Below are 18,512 nucleotides of genomic sequence, written 5' to 3'. Positions count from 1 at the left end.
CGATATGTGGAACATCACTAGAACCCGGCAACGGTGGATGAGATGACCGCAACCATGAGCGGCAGCACTCCGAGCACCATGAAGGCCGGGAGCACGCACAGCCCGAGCGGGAGCATGAGCCGCACCGAGAGCGCTGCGGCACCAGCACGAGCATCCGCGTCGGCCGTCAGCCGCACCTCGTCAGCTTCGGCTCGCAAGAGTTCGGCGGCGGGCACCCCGGCCTCCTGCGAGAGCCGCAGCACCTCGTCAAGATGAGAGCCGTCGTCGGGCAGGCCGAAGCGTTCAAGGGCCTGCGTCACGACTGCCCGAGCCTGCACGAGTGAACCACCGCCTGAGACCGCAACGGCCATCAGCTCGCACTCAAGACCGGGTGCTGCGTGCGTGGGCGTCGCCGACCGCACAAGCCGGTTGTTCCAACGCACAGCAATCACGATCAGCCCGCCGCCGACCACGAGACAACCCCACCCGATCGGCGTTGTGAAGAGCACCCCGAGGGTGTCAAAACCCAGCAGCGCTCCAAAGATGAGTCCGACGGCGGGCAATGCCAAGACCATGCGCGCTGTGGCGACGGGGGCAGCGAGGGCGGTGGCCACTTCGCGCTGGATGTGCACGAGCATCCGCAGCGCTCGCGCATGAGTGCGTAACGCAGCGGCCAGCGGTGCCCCCACTTGACCGGCAACGAACCAGGCGGCGGCAAGCGAGTTCCATGCTTGCCGATCCAATGCTGGCAGACCGGCGGATGCCCGTGAAATGCGTTCCGGGGCCCCTCCCGCATCGCCGCCTGCCACCGCTACCGCCGCCGCCACGCTTCCCTCGGCTCGGCCGCGCGCCACGTGCTGCCAGGCCGAAGTGGGAGTCAGCCCGGCGTGCAGCAGCACGGCGAGCCGTTGGGTGACACTGGCGACGTCGGGCAGTTGCGATGGCGGGCGTTTCATGCGATTTCGGCGATCGCGAGGCGGTCGTTATCGTCGAGCACGAGCCGGCCGAGGTGGGTGAGGCGGCGACGGCCGTCGACGCGATCCACGTGCAGCACGGCACCAATGGCGCTGACGGCTTGGCGTGCGATGGCGGTCGCGTCTAATCCGGCGAGCGCCCCTAACGCTTCGAGCCTGCTTGGTACGTCTTTCAGGGAGTTAGCGTGCAGGGTTCCTGCGCCTCCGTCGTGGCCGGTGTTGAGCGCGCTCAGGAGTTCGCGGATTTCAGCGCCGCGACATTCACCAACGACAAGCCGGTCGGGCCGCATCCGCAACGCTTCCCGCACGAGCGCGGGCAGCCCGTAGCCGCCGGCACCTTCGAGGTTCGCTTGCCGTGCCTCGAGCGATACAAAGTGCGGGTGTTCGACCCGCAGCTCCGCGACATCCTCAATGGCGACAATGCGTTCGGTGTCGGATGCCGCCGCCAACAGTGCGCCAAGAAACGTGGTTTTTCCGGCTCCTGATGCGCCCGAGATGAGCACATTCTCCCGCCCGTCGATGAGGGCTTTCACTCGTTGCAGCGGCACCTCGTTGAAGAATCCTGCGAAGTCGAGTTCTGCCAACCCGAATGGTTCTCGGCTCGGCACGCGAATGGAGAGCAGCGTGCCGGTGGCGGAGATGGGAGGGAGAACAGCGTGTACGCGCACCCCACCGGCGAGCCGAACATCCACGCAGGGTGTCGCTTCGTCGACGTGACGTCCGCCGAGGTTGATGAGGCGAATGGCGAGCGCGCGCAGGTCAGCTTCGGTCATGCCTACGTCGCCAACAAATTCAAGCCCTCCGCCGCGGTCGATCCAGACATTCTGGGCGCCGTTGACGAACACGTCGGTGGTGTTCGGACGCCCAACGTAGGGGGCTAATGGGCCGAACTCGTGGAGTGCCCGCGTCATTGCATCCCCGGGGGCCACCCCAGAGCCGCGGCCAGCGCCGCCACCCACTCCAGGAACGCCCCGCGCCTGTGCACTGGCGGTAGGGGTGGCCTCAGCCGTAAACCGTCGCCGAGCAACGAAAGGAACAATGTCGGGGTGCGAAGGAGTCGTAGTCACAGGGCAACATTAAGGAGACTCCGACTGCAGTTTCGGCGGCTCAACCGCACTCGTGCTGAACCGCGACTCCCCGACTTTGTTGGGGAGAAGTGCGCAGGAAAACGAGTCAGCGATAGGCCGAAACGAGCTCAGCCCGGTTCGAGACCCCCGCCTTGCGCAGCAGGTTCGCCACATGAAACTTCACCGTGTTCTCGCTGATGGACAGCGAGAGCGCGATGGCTTTATTGCGAGCACCCGAGGCAACCAGTTCCAAGACCTCGGCTTCCCGTTGAGTGATCTGCCACTGCACGCTGGGCGAGCGATCAAGTCCTTCAGCACTCAGGGGCAAGACCACCGAAATTTCGGAGCCCCATCCTGCAGTGCCATTCACGCTCAACCGACCACGAAGAGCAGCCGCCCTTTCAACAAGCTGCCGCACCGCGGGGTCTTCGACCGCCAACTCGCCAGGCCCGTCATCGCGAATCCCGATCAGTAGATTCTCACCGTCGCAATCCCACTCCACCCGCAACCGAGCGACTCCCGGTTGGTCAACGAGTGCAAGCACAGCGCCCCGAACGATCGCTCGGCCAGCGTGGGCGACTTCGCCCGGCAATGCGCGACCGTTAGCGGGTGGTTCCACAAATTGCACGTCAAGGCCTCCAAACCGGGCCAAGGGCCGCAGGTCTGCTTTGAGGCGTTCGAAAGCGCGCGCAACCGGCTCCTCAGCCAAACTGCGATCCCGATCAGACACTGCCCGCAGATTGACCATAGCCGTAGCGGCCAGCTCGGTGGCTTCTTGGCGCGCAGTCTCATCCGACGCACTACGGGAGCGCAACGTCGCAAGAATTTGTTCCAGAGTCGTGGAGTGCGCATCGGTGAGATCGGCAATGACCTGGGCACGGTCCTGCGACGCCATCCGCGAATCCCGAAGATAGTCGGGGCTTGCAACGGCAACTTGCTGCTGGATGCTCACCGCCACCAATCGCCACAGTGACGCGATCGTCGCCAACGCCTGGTCCTGCGATTGCCCACCAGTCATGATCACCGGATCGGTGAGGACGAGCAGCGAACCGGTCGGCGCAATCCACACCGCTGCGGGACGCTCGTGGCGGGCAACTACCGCCGTGATTGCCCACACCGGATGCCCGATGCCCGACACTGTCTCACGCACGGCGTCGAGTTCGGCGATGCTCACGTGATTGGTGATCGAAGGATCCCCCGCTTTCTTCTGAGGGCGCCCGGTGCAGTCTTCCGTGAATATCAATAGAGAGCTGTGCGCCACCATGGGCGCAAGCACCGCAGAAAAGGCGCTCGCAATCTGAAGTAGAGAACGTGAAACCACCGAATGGGCGGCATCGAGGAGGTCAAGGGAACTGGCGTTACTGAGAGCAGTCACTCCCCCATTTTACGCGCGACCTACCCTTTCGGATAGGGAGAACCGGCCAAAAGGTGGGCGGTCTGCTGCCCAAACGGGTGGCACAGTGAAGTAATGGCCAGCAACGACACCACTACGGTTTCCTCCGCAATCGAGCTTGTTCTCGCAGAAAATACCCGCATCAGCACCGCAATCGCTCGCGACGAATCCAGGGCAGTGCGATCAGCACTCGACCTGCTCAGCACCGCATCCCGAGTGTTCGTGGTCGGCTCCGGCCGCTCCGGACTAGCCCTGCGGATGCTCGCGATGCGCCTCATGCACGCGGGCCTCACCGTGCACGTCGTTGGCGAGGTAACCACCCCCGCAATTGCTGCTGGAGATGTTCTGCTCGCAGCAAGCGGCTCGGGAACGACCGCCGGCATCATCCGCTCAGCAACGACTGCGGAGGAGGTTGGTGCTCAGGTCATCGCCGTCACCACGGCAGCGGATTCGCCTCTGGCGCAGCTCGCACAGGTCGTCGTGATCATCCCCGCCGCACAGAAACAAGACCACGGACAATCTCGCTCGGCTCAATACTCCGGCGGACTGTTCGAGCAATCGTTGCTGCTGCTTGGCGACGCACTCTTCCACGTCCTCTGGCAAGAGTCCGGCGCGACCGCCGAAGAGCTGTGGCCGCGACACGCCAACCTCGAGTAGCAGCACCCCCTTCTGCCCCTTCTCCCCGACTCCCCCGTCGGCCGATTCCCCTCGGCCAACTCCCCCTAAAGAAAGAGAACTCAATGAAGCTTCAAGTAGCAATGGATGTACTCACCACAGAAGCCGCCCTCACGCTGGCTGGCCAGGTTGCTGAGTATGTCGACATCATCGAATTGGGCACACCGCTCATTAAGCACGAAGGTCTCAGCGCCGTGCGCGCCATCAAGGACGCGCACCCCGACAAGATGGTCTTCGCCGATCTGAAGACGATGGATGCCGGAGAGCTCGAAGCCGACATCGCATTCTCTGCGGGCGCCGACTACGTCACCGTCCTGGGCACCGCCGGAGACAGCACCATCATCGGCGCCGTGAAGGCGGCGAAAGCCCACAAGAAGGGCATCGTCGTTGACCTCATCGGCGTAGCTGACAAGGTCACTCGCGCGAAGGAGGTCACCGCTCTTGGTGCCGTTTTCGTCGAGATGCATGCAGGGCTCGATGAGCAGGCGGAGCCCGGATTCACCTTCGAGACTCTGCTCAATGACGGTAAGACCGCGAGGGTTCCGTTCTCGGTCGCTGGCGGCATCAACGCTTCCACAATCGCAGCAGTGCAGCGTGCCGGCGCAACCGTTGCCGTTGCCGGGAGCTCGATTTATAGCGCAGCCGACCCAGCGGCAGCAGCAGCCGCCCTGAAGGCGGCAATCGTCTAGTGAACAGCGCTGCCTAGACGAGCGAAAACGAGGGGGTGCCTACCGGCACCCCCTCGTTTTTTAAGCACACGAGCGCGCCACGACGCACCCACTGACGACTAGTCCTGTGCGACAGTGATGGTGACGTCGATGTTGCCGCGAGTGGCGTTGGAGTAGGGGCAGATCTGGTGGGCGGCATCCGCCAGTGCCTGAGCCTGGTCGTGCTCGAGGTCAGGGATTACGACCTCGAGATCAACAGCGAGTTTGAATCCACCGCCGTCGATCGGCAGAAGGTGCACAGCACTGCCGACGGAGGAGTGCTCGATGGCGACTTTCTCATTTCGGGCAACAAGCTGCAACGCGGAGTGGAAGCACGCGGCATAACCGGCCGCGAAGAGCTCTTCGGGGTTGCCACCGTTGCCCGAGCCGCCCATCGACTGCGGCACAGCCAAGTCGAGGTCGACGGAGCCGGATGTCGTAGCTACGTGGCCGTTGCGGCCAGCGCCAGTTGAGAGAGCCTGTGCGGTGTAGAGAGCTTCCATTAGTTCTGCCTTTCAATGACATGAGCTCCAGCAGCGGTCGCTGTGGAGAGGTTGGTGGTGACGTTATGAAGCGTTGTCAGCGTCGAGGTGAATTCGGGGAGAGTAATGCCGGTGGCCTCGGCGATGCAGCCGGGAATGTGAGTCAGTTCCGCGCGGAGCTCGAGCCCGGCGGCAGTGAGCGACACCATCACGCGCCGTTCGTCAGAAGCCGATCGTGAGCGTATGACAAATCCGCGGTCTTCCAACCGCCGAATCAGCGGCGAGGTGGTGCCGAGGTCGAGCATGAGGCTTTCCGCGAGGCCACTCACTGTCGACGACCGACGTTCCCACAAGAGAATCAGAACCAAATATTGCGGGTAGGTCAGCCCCCACGGCGCCAAAAGCGCGGTGTAGCGACGATTCGTCGCCCGGGCGGCCGCATAAAGACCGAAGCACAACATGGTGTCGAGGGCGGATGGAGCCACTTCTGTCTCAGTCTGTTCGTCATCCATTCAAAAAGCTTTGCACACAAATAAATTGTGCACAAAGCAATATGGCGAACTGTCAGCAAGCCGGATGCCAGCGACAGCCAAGCCGCCTGAGGGCCACGATCGCTGAGGAAGTAGGTCTCTATCGCACTTGCGTAGAGACCAGCCTTGGCCGAGCTACGGGTCTGTAGGTGGCCGCCGAAATATGCCTGCGCATCTGTCTTTTAAAGAGAGAGGGGCGGCGCCCAGTGGGGGGAAAGGGCGCCGCCACAGCGGCCGACGATTGGGGGGAATCGTATTGGCCACTTGCTGAACTTGCGCCCAGCGACTTTCAGTGTAACGCAACGGTGTGGGCGTGCAACGGAGGTTCTAGAATCGGTGGAATACTTTCAGAAAGCACGTGGTCAAGAAATGCAATCACACGATCGAAGAGGATCAAATGCCTAGTAATTCCATTGACAGTCTTCTGCACGAATCACGCCGTTTTGCCCCGTCAGAGGCCTTTTCTGCGGCTTCCGAGGCAAGCGACGACCTCTATACCTCAGCCAAAGAAGATCGCGTTGAGTTTTGGGCCGACAAGGCCCGTGAATACGTGCACTGGCACAAGCCGTTCACAGAAACACTCGATTGGTCTACCCCTCCCTTTGCGAAGTGGTTTGCCGACGGAGAACTCAACGTGGCGTACAACTGCCTCGACCGCCACGTGCTCGCGGGCAACGGTGACCGCGTCGCCATCCATTGGGAAGGCGAGCCCGGCGACAGCCGCAGCATCACCTACGCCGAACTAACCGCAGAGGTGAAGCGCGCCGCTAACGCCATGGCTGCCCTCGGCGTCGGCCAGGGTGACGTTGTCGCCATCTACATGCCGCTCGTTCCCGAGGCCGTCATCGCGATGCTCGCCACAGTTCGCCTCGGCGCCGCTCACTCCGTTGTCTTCGGCGGCTTCAGCGCCGAAAGCCTGCGCAGTCGCATCGACGACGCGAGCGCGAAGCTTGTCGTCACCGCCGATGGTGGCTGGCGCAAGGGCAAAGTCTTTCCCCTCAAAGCAGCAGTGGATGCCGCCCTCGCCAACGGCGAATCCAGCGTCACGAATGTGTTGGTCGTCAAGCGCGGCGACAACGATGTCGAGTGGACCGAGGGTCGCGACCTGTGGTGGCACGAACAGATTGAGGCAGCGGAGCCTGAGCACGAGGCGCAGGGCTTCCCTGCCGAGAACCCTCTCTTTGTGCTCTACACTTCGGGCACAACGGGCAAGCCCAAGGGCATCCTGCACACCAGCGGCGGCTACCTGACTCAGGCTGCATTCACTCACAAGAACGTGTTCGATCTGAAGCCAGAGACCGATGTGTACTGGTGCACCGCCGACGTGGGGTGGATCACCGGCCACACGTATGTCACCTATGGTCCGCTTGCGAACGGTGCAACGCAGGTGCTCTACGAGGGCACACCCGATAGCCCCAACCCGGGCCGCTGGTGGGAGATCATCCAGAAGTTTGGGGTGAGCATTTTCTACACGGCGCCCACCGCCATCCGTTCGTTCATGAAGGCCGGTCGTCAAATCCCCGAGCAGTTCGACCTGAGCTCGATTCGCGTGCTCGGTTCGGTGGGCGAGCCCATCAACCCTGAAGCGTGGATTTGGTACCGCGATGTAATCGGTGCGGGCACCGCCCCCATTGTTGACACGTGGTGGCAGACCGAAACCGGCGCCATCATGATCTCCGCCCTGCCGGGGCTCACGACGCTGAAGCCGGGCTCGGCACAGGTGCCGATTCCGGGCATCAAGATTGACATCCTCGGTGAAGATGGCACGCGCGTTGATCCACCCAACGGTGGGCTGCTCGTGGTCTCCGAACCGTGGCCTGCCATGTTGCGCGGCATCTGGGGTGACCCCGAGCGCTTCAAGGAAACCTACTGGTCGAAGTTCCCGCAGCTCGATGGCGAACAGTACTTCGCTGGCGATGGTGCCCACGTCGACGAAGATGGCGACATCTGGCTGCTCGGCCGCGTGGATGACGTCATGAACGTCTCCGGCCACCGCCTCTCGACCACCGAAATCGAGTCCGCTCTCGTCTCCAACCCGATCGTGGCGGAAGCCGCTGTGGTCGGAGCCGCTGACGAAGCGACCGGTCAGGCCGTAGTCGCGTTTGTAATTCTCAAGTCGAACCAAGAGCACGCTCAAACTGCCGCCGAAGCGAGCGCCCTGTTGCGTCAGCACGTTGCGAAGGAGATCGGGGCGATCGCTCGCCCCCGTGAAATCTTCATCGTCGCGGAGCTACCCAAGACCCGCTCGGGCAAGATCATGCGACGACTGCTTCAGGATGTCGCGGAGGGCCGCGAGATCGGTGACACCACCACCCTCGCCGACACCACCGTGATGCAGATCATCTCCGACAAGCTCAACTAGCTCTCCGAGCAACGACGAAGGCCGGGCCCCCAACGGGACCCGGCCTTCGTTACGTTACAACTGCGTTCTCGCTACTTCGCGCGCTCCTTGAGCAAGCGAATAGCGGTGTCGATGTCGCTGAACGGTACGCGCTCGTTGCCCACGATTTGGTACGGTTCGTGACCCTTGCCCTGCAAGAGCACCACGTCATCCGGATTCGCTGCATCAATCGCATAAGCGATGGCGGTCGTGCGGTCGCGAATTTCCACTACCCGCTCCGGGTGTTCGAATCCGGCGCGAATGTGGTCCACAATCTGGTCGCCATCTTCGTTGTGCACATCGTCGTCAGTAACCACTATGACGTCAGAGGCTTCTTCAACGATGCGAGCCATCACCGGGCGCTTGCCCGGATCACGGTCGCCCGTTGCACCAAAGACCGTCACGATACGGGTGTGGCCCGAATCCCGCAGAGCCGTGACTGCCTGACGCACCGCATCGGGAGTGTGGCCGGCATCCACTACAACCAACGGCAGCTGGTCGTTTTCGCGGATGCGGGTCATCCGCCCCAGCACCGGCTCGAGCGGCGCCAATACCTCAGCGATCGCACGTGGCTCGGTACCTTGGGCCCACAGCACAGTGGCGCACGCGAGCAAGTTGTCCACGTTAAAGCGTCCGATGAGACCGCTGGAGACGTGATGGCTTTCGCTCTCGATCACGAGATCGAACTCGAGACCCTCGGTGGTGAGCTTCACGTTATCGGCACGAACACTCGCTTCAGCATGGCCGTGGGAGGTCATGCCAATCGCGCGCACGCCCGCAGGGATCGTGTGGTGGAAGTGATTCTCGGCAGCCGCATCATCAAGATTCAGCAGAGCCGTCTGGATGCCCGGTAGCGTGAAGATCTTTGCCTTCTGCGCCGCATATTCCTCCATCGACCCGTGGTAGTCGAGGTGATCGCGCGTGAAGTTCGTGAACGCCACAATGTCGAACGCAACGCCATCTACTCGGCGTTGCTCGAGCGCGTGAGAGCTGACCTCCATAGCCACGTTCGTGACGCCGGCACGGTGGAAGTCATCCAAGAACTGGTGCACCGCCGTCACTTGCGGAGTCGTCATGCCCATGTTGATGCGGGGCTCGCCCGTAATTCCCGCGCCCAACGTTCCGATCGTTGCCGACGTCATTCCCAGTCGCTGCCACGCTTGCGTCAGCAAGTGAGCCGTCGACGTTTTACCATTCGTGCCTGTAATACCCACCATGGACATCGAGGCAGACGGATGCTCGACAAACGCATCCGCTCGGCCACCGATTACGTCGCGGAGGTTCGCAATCGCGAACACGCGGTCGTCACCGTGGGCGCTCTCGGCCGCCTTCGCGTCCACGAGCACAGCGACAGCACCCTGGGCGAGAGCGGCATCGATGTACGGCAATGCCGACGACGCAGTGGTGCCGATAGCGACAAACACGTCATCTGGCCCAGCCTCTCGACTGTCTTGCACCAGACGACGCGCCTGCAGCGTGACGCCCACGAGCGTAGGATCCCACTCACTCAGATCTAGCGAGCGAAGCGGGGCATTCTCGCCGGCTTGACCGGACTGCCAGACTTCGATCACGCGAACTCGAACACGAACTCGACCTCAACAGGAGAATCGAGCGGCAATACAGCAACACCGACAGCACTACGAGCGTGCTTGCCGATCTCGCCAAAAATCTCAACCAAGAGCTCGGACGCTCCGTTGATTACACCGGGCTGGCCGGTAAAGCTGGGGTCGGATGCCACGAAACCGACAACCTTCACCACGCGCGTGATGCGGTCGAGCGATCCGATCGCACCGCGGGCGGCAGCGAGGCCATTGAGAACACAGGTCTTGGCGTACTCCTGCGCTGCAGCAGCATCCACCTCAGCACCCACCTTGCCTGTGGCCGGAAGTGCACCGTCAACCATCGGGAGCTGGCCCGAGGTGTACACGAGGTTCCCGGACACCATTGCTGGCAAATAGGAGGCAAGTGGCTTTGAACTTTCTGGGACCGTCAGGCCCAGCTCTGCGAGCCGCTGGTCAAGCTGTGACATTACTTATTCTCTTCCTTGATGCGTTTGAAATAAGCGACCGGGCCCCCTTCAGGGCCAGTACCGACCTGCACAAGCTCCCACCCTTCGGATCCCCAATTATTGAGAATCGCGGTGGAATTGTGCACCATCAGTGGTGTTGTCAAGTACTCCCATTTAGGCATATTTGCGGCTCCCGTTCAGCATGGCGTTATCAATGATCCCCTACTCTTGATCATATGTCTGCCCAAAAAACTCCGCGTCGCGGCATCGCTTCGGCTATTGCCGGATTGATCAGCTTCAGTGTCCTCTCTGGCGTGCTCGTCACAGCCATGGTTGCCCCCGCGCTCGCGGTCACCGGCATCACCGCCACAAGTACTATCGGCATCTTCGATGGACTGCCCGATTACCTCGAAATCGATCAGCAGCCAGAACGAAATGCGATCTACGCGCAGTTCACCGGCAGCGGCAACGTAGACGGCTACTACCAGATCGCCACGATCTACGATCAGAACCGTCAAGAGGTCGGATTCGACGAGATCTCCGAGTACGCCGTTGATGCTGTAGTTGCAGGCGAAGACCGCCGATTCTTCGAGCACGGTGGCGTTGACCTTACCTCGCTCGTGCGTGCCGCCGTGGGTAACTTCGTTTCTTCAGGAATCGAGAGTGGTGCATCCACGCTGACGATGCAGCTCGTCAAGAACACCTACATCTCAGAGGCAGAATCTCTGCCAACCGAAGATGAGCGCTCGGCCGCGTATCTTGCCGCCACGAGTCAGTCCTTCGACCGCAAACTGAAAGAGATGAAGCTCGCAATTGGGCTTGAGAAGCGGTACACGAAGAAGGAAATCCTGACCGCGTACCTCAACATCGCCAACTTCGGCAACGCCACGTACGGCATTCAGGCCGCCGCGCAGCGCTATTACAGCGTTGATGCGAAGGATCTCACCCTCGAGCAGTCTGCAAGCCTGATCGCCATCGTGCAAGAGCCCAGCGTCCGAAACCTGTCGGATCCTGAAAACTATGCAGCCAACCAAGACCGACGCGACGTTATTCTCACCGCGATGCTCGACGTCGGCTCCATTGATCGAGAGCAATACGACGAAGCCGTCGCCATTCAGGTAGACGAAGAGTCTGTCGATCTCTCCGCACCGAACAACGGTTGCACCTCGGCGTACGAGTATGCCAAGTGGTTCTGCGACTACGTCGTCAAGAGCGTTCCCGACTTCGAGTTCCTCGGCGACACCGTCGACGAGCGCAACGAGAACTGGAAGCAGGGTGGTTACAGCCTCTACACGACCCTCGACCTCGACGCTCAAATTCCCGCCCAGAAAGCCACCTGGACGTACGCGCCCAATGACGAGACTTCGTTCAGTCTGGGAAGCGCCACCTCCACCGTCGAGTCGGGCACCGGGCGAGTGCTCGTGATGGCCGAAAATAAACTCTTCAACGACACCTTCGACGGCGGTGGCATCGAGAGCACCGCTGTGAACTACAACACCAGCTACGACTATGGCGGATCGAGCGGATTCCAACCCGGATCGACCTACAAGGTGTTCACTCTCATCGAGTGGCTCAATCAGGGCAAGGGCATCTACGACCGTCTTGAAGGTACCGCTCGAGACATCCCTGGATCTCAGTTCTTGGATAGCTGCAACGGCCCCTACGGCGGCACCGTGGAGTTCGGCAACAACGCCAACGAATCCGGTATTTACACTGTCGCCGAGGGTACCGCGGAGTCCATCAATGGTGTGTTTTTCTCCATGGCTACCCAACTTGACCTGTGCAACATCCGCAACGTCGCTGCAAGCATGGGCGTTGAGCGCGCCGACGGCGCCGAGCTCGAGAGCTTCCCGTCATCGATCATCGGCACGAACGATGTAACCCCGCTCAGCATGGCATCGGCATACGCCACGATTGGCGCTGGCGGACTCTGGTGCGAGCCGATCATCATCGACAAGGCAATCAACGCCAGCAACACCGACCTTGGTGGCCAAGAACAAAACTGCCGTCAGGCCATCTCTCCCGAGGTCGCCGCGACCACCGCATATGTACTCACTGAAGTACTGAACCGCGGTAACGCTGCCTACTCCGACCCCAACGATGGCATCCCGATCTTTGGTAAGACGGGAACCACCGACGGCGCTGTCCACACGTGGATGGCCAGCGGAACGACTCGCTACGGCACGGCAACCTGGGTCGGAAATATTTCCGGGTTCCAAAACATCAGCCAGCTCTACTACGCCGGTGTCAACGGTTATCGTCTGCGCCACTACATCACCAAAGCAACGGACACTGCGCTGAACATCAAGTACCCCGGTGGTGCTCTTCCTGAACCCGACTCAAGCCTTCTCACCGGTTCGGGTACCGAGGTTCCTGACCTCTCCCTGCAGTCGCTGGAACAGGCCAAGTCAGTGCTCGTGAGCCTGGGCTTCAGCTTCGCAGATGGCGGTCAAGTCGACTCTGAGCTCCCCGCAGGTCAGGTCGTCAAGACGAATCCTGCAGCAGGCACACAGTCCGCCGCCGGCGTCACCGTCACGGTCTACACCAGTAAGGGCAACAAGGTGGAGGTACCCGATGCCGTCGGGGACGGTGAGTCGAATGACTTTGCCACCGCCCAGGGCATCCTCAGCGGCTCTGGATTCTCGAACGTGAGCCAGTCCTGCGAGGAAGTACCGCCAGGTGATCCGAGCGACGGAATGGTAACAGCCTCCAGCCCGTCGGCAGGCTCCTACACAAAGACGAGCACCACGATCACGCTCACCGTCGCGCAGTCAACGCCGTGTCCGTAGGCAGACGTCTCTCCCCCGCAGCTACCGCACTCGGTGCGGTAGCTGCGGTAGGGGTCGCCGCGTTCGCGTGGGGCTCGCTGGTGGAACGCAATGCGTTCACTGTTCGACACGAGATCCTTCCGATCCTCGACCCGAGTGCGCGCGACATTACCGTGCTGCACATCTCCGATTTGCACATGGCTCCGTGGCAAACCCGCAAGCAGAACTGGGTTCGCGAGTTAGCGCTGTATGAGCCCGATCTGGTCATCAACACTGGCGACAACCTGGGCCACCGCGACGGCATCATGGGCATCAAGCGCGCCTTCGAGCCTTTCGCCGGCGTTCCCGGAGTCTTCGTGCACGGCTCGAACGACTACTACGGCCCCCAATTCAAAAACCCGTTTACCTATTTCACCGGGCCGTCCTCAGGACATCGCCCCGTCGAACACCTCGACACAGATGCGTTGAATGAGTACTTCGAAGACGAACTCGGCTGGCTCTCGCTCAATAACCACGCGCGGGCGATCGAGATGCGCGGGTCACGGCTCGAACTTTTCGGCACGGCAGATGCGCATCGCGGCTGGGAGCGCCTCGATCGGCTTCCCGCCAATGTCGAAGAAATGCGCGAAAACGTGGGCTGGGCGGATGACCCCCACGGCCCCGAAACCGTAGCGCTCGGCGTAACGCATGCCCCCTACCGTCGCGTGCTCGATGCCCTCGTCACTAACGGTGCTGACGCCATCTTCGCTGGACACACCCACGGAGGCCAAGTTCGGGTGCCTGGCATGCCTGCCCTCGTGACTAATTGCGACATCCCTCGCGAGCAGGCAAGCGGCCTCAGCATCTGGCACCACTTGCGTCGTGCTGCGTTCCTCAACGTCAGCGCGGGCCTCGGAACGTCGATTTATGCGCCCGTTCGCTTCGCTTGCAAACCAGAAGCGGTGATAGTGACTCTCACCGCCGGAGATATCGGCTATTCTTGATGTATCGGTTGCGCAAGCGACCGATGATCGGGGTGTGGCGCAGCTTGGTAGCGCGCTTCGTTCGGGACGAAGAGGTCGTGGGTTCAAATCCCGCTACCCCGACAAACCACTGGCTCTGAGCCGCAGAATTGCAAGTCTCAGACAGTTCACTAATCGCTCTCCTTCGGGAGGGCGATTTGTGTATGGTCACTGTGCACGGCCGGGTGGCGCCGCGGCGCTCGGGCGGCGTTCGATTGTTGCCCGAGTGGTGCCTTATTCTTGACAAGTGGCCGACGTAACACTTATAGCCGAACGAATCATTCGCCGCTTCGCCCGCGACACCAACCTCTTGGTCGCCGGCCGCAGCGTGCACATCAGCGCAGTTCAGCCCGAAACTGCTCAGCTCGTCGCCACGTCCCGCGAACTGACGCGAATGCTCAGCGCGCTGGGTGCTCACGTTGTCACCGCTAGCCGCCACAACGCCACCGCATCCGCTCATCTCCTCGACATCCAATTAGATGCCGCTGGCCCCGATTCAGAGATAACCGCCACGCTCCTTCTGGGTGGCGCTCCCCTGCCGTCGCGCGGAGACGCCGACGGACGCATCGACTTCGCGGGCGAACACATGCCCGTTTCGCGACTCGTAGCGAAGGGCCTCGGCGAGCGCGGATCGATACGAGGCTTACGTATTGGCATCGCCATGGTGCTCGAACCCAAGACTGCCCAGTTGGCGCTGCTGCTTGCGGCCGCGGGTGCCGAGGTCGCGGTGTACGCGCACCCGGATGAAATCGATGCGTCTGTTGCAGAAGCACTACGGGCGCGCGGTATAGCTGTCGACGGCTCCGAAACGCTCAGCGGCCAGGCTGAGCGCGCTGCTGCGCTGGCGTTCCTCGAACGCGGTTTCGACATCCTGATCGACGATGGTTCGCACCTCATCCGCCTCGCTCATGAAGATGCTCCGCACCTCGTGAAGCAGTGGATCGGCACGAACGAGGAGACGACGAGTGGCTTGACGCCGCTTCGCCACATGAGCACTATGGGCATCCTCGACACTGCTGTGTTTGCGGTCAATGACGCTCAAATGAAGACACGTTTCGATAACCGTTACGGCACCGGCCAGTCGTGTGTGTTCGCGATTGCGGATGCCCTCGATCGAGTGGGCGTGACCGTGCGCGATCAGCCCGCACTCGTGATCGGCTATGGCCCGGTCGGTGAGGGCGTCGCTGCCCACCTTGCGGCGCTCGGAGCCGAGGTGCGCGTGGCCGAGGTCGACCCCGTGTTGGCTCTTCGCGCTGCCCATGACGGTTACGACATCGGTGAGGCTGCCGAGCTCGGTTCCGGCGCACTTGTCGTCTCGAGCACCGGCGTTGCGCACACGATCAGCGCCGACTTGGCCCGCACAGCGCGGGCCGTTGCCGTGGCCGGTGGAGTTCCCGGAGAACTTGATCTCGACGGACTGCTCGTGGGCGATCCCGCCGAACAACTAACGCCACTCGCCGCCCACATCGAACGCGCTGACCCCGCGGGCACCCTCGTGCTCGACCGTGGCGGCTGCATCAATATCACCGCGGCCGAAGGCAACCCGATTGAGATCATGGATCTCTCGTTCGCTGTTCAGCTCGCCGCCGTCGAAGAACTCGTCGTCACGCGACCGGCCGTCGGAGTGCACGCGCTGCCCGCCAGCATCGACGATATCGTTGCCCGCGCCGCCTTGGCCGCCCGCGGTGAACACATCGACACGCCCGCCGACGACCAACTCGCCGCGGCCCACGACTGGCGCTCCCGCCGGTACCTCAGCTCTTCACCGAATCAGGAAACCCGATGAGTAACCTCCATCCCGAGGCATCCGCCCGCATCACTACGGATGCCGACCACCAGGTTGTGCTGTACACCGCCGACCTCGTGATCCCCATCACCGCTCCCCCGCTGCTGAACGGCGCCATTGCCGTGCGCGGCGGTCGCATTCTGCACGTCGGCGAGCGCGACTGGGTTCGCCGATCACTCGCCGATCGCGGTATCGGTGCGCGCGAAATTCACTGGCCCGGTGTTCTCCTACCCGGGCTCGTCAACGCGCACTCGCACTTGCAGTACACCGGCATGGCCGAAGTCGGCCGTGGGCAATACAACGGTTTTGACGACTGGTCCACCGCGTTCAACCCGGTGTACGACCAACCCCACGACTGGGCTGCGGATGCCGCGGCAGGCGCTCAGCTCATGATCGAAGCGGGCACCACCGCCGTGGCCGACATCGTGACCGATGGTGAGGCATCCGCGGCGCTGCACGACGCGGGATTGCACGGCATCACGTACTGGGAAGTGATGAGCTGGACCAATGACGACTGGGCTCGCACCGGGCGCCAGCAGGTTGAGGCTGCTCTGGATGCCCTGCCGTCCCCTCCCGGAACCGGGCTGTCGCCGCACGCACCGTACTCGCTCGAGGTCGTGCCGCTGCTCGAAATCCCCGACATCGTTCGTGAGCGCGGAAGCCGTCTTCACCTGCACTTGGGCGAAGCAGCGTTCGAGCGCGAGTTTCACCACGAGCACGGCGACCCGTGGCACGGCCGCGAACTGGGCAGCTTTCGTGAACTGCGCGCCGCGGGTTTCGGCACCGGCGCCACCGAATTCGTCGACCAGCTTGGCGTGCTCGGGCCCGACTGCCATATCGCCCATGGAATCTACATGACCGCGCGCGATCGTGCCCTTCTGCGGGCTCGCGGCACGAGTGTGGCGCTCTGCCCCCGCTCCAACGCCGTTATCGGTCTTGACGAGCCTCCCGTGGCCGCGTATCTGGCCGAGGGCAACGCGCTGGCCATCGGTACCGACTCGCTGTCATCGAGCCCCTCGCTCGACCTCATGGCGGATGTCGCTGAGCTTTCGCGCATCGCTCATTCTCAGGGCCACACCATGCGTGATCTACCCGAGCGACTGCTGCGCGCGGCCACTCTCGGCGGCGCTCACGCGATGGGCATCGACGTCGGCCCCGACCGCACGGGGCACCTCGCCGTTGGGGCGCTCGCTGACCTCGCTTTCTTCGACATCCCTGTCACCACCATCGACGACACCATCGCTACGCTCGTCGAGTCAGGCGCCGGCCGCGCCGCCGCCACGCTCGTCTCCGGGCGCGTCCGATTTGCCAGCGCCAACTTCACAACCCAGACCGGAGTGACCGCTCATGACTGATCCCACTGCTTCTTCTGATGCCGCTAGCGTTGCCGCCGATACTCGCCCGGCAACCGCGCAGCTGCTCAACCTCGAATCGCATCCCGAGGGCGGTTGGTTCCGCCGCACCTGGGCGGGCACCAGCCCGGTCGAGACTCCGAATGGCGCACGCCCGTCAGCCACCTGCATCCACTACCTGCTGGTTCCTGGCGAGCACAGTGACTGGCACGTCGTAGCCAACGATGAAATTTGGATGTGGCACGGCCCCGGAACGCTTGAGCTCTCACTCGGCGGAAGCGGCGACCTGCCCGACGAAGAGAACGTTCAGCACTTCGTTTTGGGCCCCGATCTCGCCAACGGGCACGTCGCTCAAGTCGTTGTTCCGTCCGGCGTCTGGCAAGCCGGCCGTCTGACCGCCGACAGCGAGGTGCTCGTGAGTTGTTTTGTGTCGCCCGGTTTCGACTTCGCTGACTGGCGACTTGTAAACTAGCAAGTCTGTAATCGTTTTCTCCGCCCGAGCACAGCGCCGCTCGGGTGGCATTTGTTCGACCACCTCACGCACCGCAACTGGAGACTTTCATGACCACATCACGGCATTTTCGTCGGGCCCTCGTCGCCACCGCAGCAGCCGCTGTTTTGGCATTGACCGCTTGCGCCGCAGACACCACCGCCGACACGAGCTCGACCGTTGACGACGGATCGCTGCCCACCCTGACCGCGGGCAAGCTCACCATCGCTACCGGCGAGCCCGCCTACGCTCCGTGGATGGTCGACAACGACCCCACGAACGGTGAAGGCTTCGAAGCTGCCGTGGCTTACGCTCTCGCCGACGAACTCGGCTTCACCGCCGATGACGTTGTTTGGGTTCGCTCAAGCTTCGACAGCGCCATTGCACCGGGCCCCAAGGACTGGGACCTCAACCTGCAGCAGTTCTCGATCACCGAAGACCGCAAGCAAGCCGTTGACTTCTCCAGCCCGTACTACACGACCACTCAGGCGATCATCGCGACGGAGAGCTCGGCGGCAGCCGGCGCCACATCGCTCGCCGACCTCAAGGACGTCATCGTCGGTGTCGCTAGCGGCAGCACCAGCTACACGATCGCCGCTGAAGCTCTGGGAGACGACCTCGCGGTCTTCAACTCCAACGAAGACGGCGTTCTTGCGCTGACCAGCGGTCAGATCGATGCTTTCGTCATCGACCTGCCCAGCGCTTTCTACCTCGCCAACGTTGAAATCGACGGTGGCGTTATTCTCGGCCAGTTCGAGTCCTCCGCCGGCGGCGATGAGTTCGCTTTCGTGCTGCCGAAGGACTCCGAGCTCACCTCCGCCGTGAGCGAGGCTCTCGACGCTCTGGCTGCTGATGGAACTCTTCAAGCCATCCAGGACGAGTGGCTCAGCGCTGCCGTCGACGTTCCTGTCCTGAAGTAA

General features: G+C 62.4%; 16 protein-coding genes and 1 tRNA gene. 10 read left to right on the top strand and 7 right to left on the bottom strand.

All coding sequences use genetic code 11. The features are described from left to right. Positions 1-17 precede the first annotated feature (17 nt). The 3 genes from I6E60_RS11045 to I6E60_RS14665 form a co-directional block, all read right to left on the bottom strand. The gene (locus I6E60_RS11045; RefSeq protein WP_197180353.1) at positions 18-935 is read right to left on the bottom strand and encodes a type II secretion system F family protein; all 918 of its coding nucleotides are present in this window, start codon (positions 933-935) and stop codon (positions 18-20) included. Continuing rightward, positions 932-2,020: a TadA family conjugal transfer-associated ATPase gene (locus I6E60_RS11040; protein ID WP_197125968.1), complete on the bottom strand. Its 1,089-nt coding sequence runs from the start codon at positions 2,018-2,020 to the stop codon at positions 932-934. The genes I6E60_RS11045 and I6E60_RS11040 overlap by 4 nt, the downstream gene beginning before the upstream one ends. A 106-nt stretch (positions 2,021-2,126) precedes the next feature. Continuing rightward, positions 2,127-3,395: a response regulator transcription factor family protein gene (locus I6E60_RS14665; RefSeq protein WP_197180351.1), complete on the bottom strand. Its 1,269-nt coding sequence runs from the start codon at positions 3,393-3,395 to the stop codon at positions 2,127-2,129. Positions 3,396-3,488: 93 nt separating this feature from the next. Between I6E60_RS14665 and hxlB the strand changes: the two genes are divergently transcribed. Beyond that, positions 3,489-4,070: a 6-phospho-3-hexuloisomerase gene (gene hxlB / locus I6E60_RS11030; RefSeq protein WP_197180349.1), complete on the top strand. Its 582-nt coding sequence runs from the start codon at positions 3,489-3,491 to the stop codon at positions 4,068-4,070. A gap of 83 nt (positions 4,071-4,153) precedes the next feature. Beyond that, positions 4,154-4,777, top strand: coding sequence for a 3-hexulose-6-phosphate synthase (gene hxlA, locus I6E60_RS11025; protein WP_197180347.1), 624 nt, complete (start codon positions 4,154-4,156; stop codon positions 4,775-4,777). A gap of 98 nt (positions 4,778-4,875) precedes the next feature. Here the strand turns inward: hxlA and I6E60_RS11020 are convergent, their stop codons facing one another. After that, positions 4,876-5,298: an Ohr family peroxiredoxin gene (locus tag I6E60_RS11020; protein WP_197180345.1), complete on the bottom strand. Its 423-nt coding sequence runs from the start codon at positions 5,296-5,298 to the stop codon at positions 4,876-4,878. After that, positions 5,298-5,789 (bottom strand): MarR family winged helix-turn-helix transcriptional regulator, encoded by a 492-nt coding sequence (locus tag I6E60_RS11015; RefSeq protein WP_197180343.1) that lies wholly within the window; start codon positions 5,787-5,789, stop codon positions 5,298-5,300. The genes I6E60_RS11020 and I6E60_RS11015 overlap by 1 nt, the downstream gene beginning before the upstream one ends. A gap of 415 nt (positions 5,790-6,204) precedes the next feature. On the opposite strand from I6E60_RS11015, the gene acs reads away from it, so the two are divergent. Further along, positions 6,205-8,169: an acetate--CoA ligase gene (gene acs, locus I6E60_RS11010; protein ID WP_197180341.1), complete on the top strand. Its 1,965-nt coding sequence runs from the start codon at positions 6,205-6,207 to the stop codon at positions 8,167-8,169. Between the two features lie 71 nt (positions 8,170-8,240). Here acs and I6E60_RS11005 read toward each other — a convergent pair whose 3' ends face one another. Both I6E60_RS11005 and I6E60_RS11000 read right to left on the bottom strand, forming a co-directional pair. Beyond that, positions 8,241-9,758 carry a UDP-N-acetylmuramoyl-L-alanyl-D-glutamate--2,6-diaminopimelate ligase gene (locus I6E60_RS11005; protein ID WP_197180339.1) on the bottom strand — a complete coding sequence of 506 codons (1,518 nt, stop codon included), beginning with the start codon at positions 9,756-9,758 and terminating at the stop codon, positions 8,241-8,243. Continuing rightward, positions 9,755-10,216: a RidA family protein gene (locus I6E60_RS11000; RefSeq protein WP_197125985.1), complete on the bottom strand. Its 462-nt coding sequence runs from the start codon at positions 10,214-10,216 to the stop codon at positions 9,755-9,757. The genes I6E60_RS11005 and I6E60_RS11000 overlap by 4 nt, the downstream gene beginning before the upstream one ends. A 215-nt stretch (positions 10,217-10,431) precedes the next feature. On the opposite strand from I6E60_RS11000, the gene I6E60_RS10995 reads away from it, so the two are divergent. The 7 genes from I6E60_RS10995 (at position 10,432) to I6E60_RS10965 (ending at position 18,512) form a co-directional block, all read left to right on the top strand. After that, positions 10,432-12,984 (top strand): transglycosylase domain-containing protein, encoded by a 2,553-nt coding sequence (locus I6E60_RS10995; RefSeq protein WP_197125994.1) that lies wholly within the window; start codon positions 10,432-10,434, stop codon positions 12,982-12,984. Next, the gene (locus I6E60_RS10990; protein WP_197125996.1) at positions 12,975-13,946 is read left to right on the top strand and encodes a metallophosphoesterase; all 972 of its coding nucleotides are present in this window, start codon (positions 12,975-12,977) and stop codon (positions 13,944-13,946) included. Before I6E60_RS10995 ends, I6E60_RS10990 begins: the two co-directional genes overlap by 10 nt. 28 nt (positions 13,947-13,974) lie before the next feature. Then, a tRNA-Pro gene (locus I6E60_RS10985) sits at positions 13,975-14,048 on the top strand. Positions 14,049-14,211: 163 nt separating this feature from the next. Beyond that, positions 14,212-15,750, top strand: coding sequence for an adenosylhomocysteinase (locus I6E60_RS10980; protein WP_197180337.1), 1,539 nt, complete (start codon positions 14,212-14,214; stop codon positions 15,748-15,750). Beyond that, positions 15,747-17,105, top strand: a complete 1,359-nt coding sequence (locus tag I6E60_RS10975) for an amidohydrolase family protein (RefSeq protein WP_197180335.1) — start codon at positions 15,747-15,749, stop codon at positions 17,103-17,105. The genes I6E60_RS10980 and I6E60_RS10975 overlap by 4 nt, the downstream gene beginning before the upstream one ends. Further along, entirely contained in the window at positions 17,098-17,574 is a 477-nt protein-coding gene (locus tag I6E60_RS10970) for a cupin domain-containing protein (RefSeq protein ID WP_197126010.1), read from the top strand. Before I6E60_RS10975 ends, I6E60_RS10970 begins: the two co-directional genes overlap by 8 nt. A gap of 89 nt (positions 17,575-17,663) precedes the next feature. Next, positions 17,664-18,512 carry an ABC transporter substrate-binding protein gene (locus tag I6E60_RS10965; protein ID WP_197126012.1) on the top strand — a complete coding sequence of 283 codons (849 nt, stop codon included), beginning with the start codon at positions 17,664-17,666 and terminating at the stop codon, positions 18,510-18,512.

The sequence above is a fragment of the Salinibacterium sp. SWN167 genome, from assembly GCF_015864665.1.
In the GTDB taxonomy this organism is placed as follows: domain Bacteria; phylum Actinomycetota; class Actinomycetes; order Actinomycetales; family Microbacteriaceae; genus Rhodoglobus.
The sequence above is the reverse complement of the archived record's forward strand: the minus strand, read 5'-3'. Positions and strand labels throughout refer to the sequence as shown.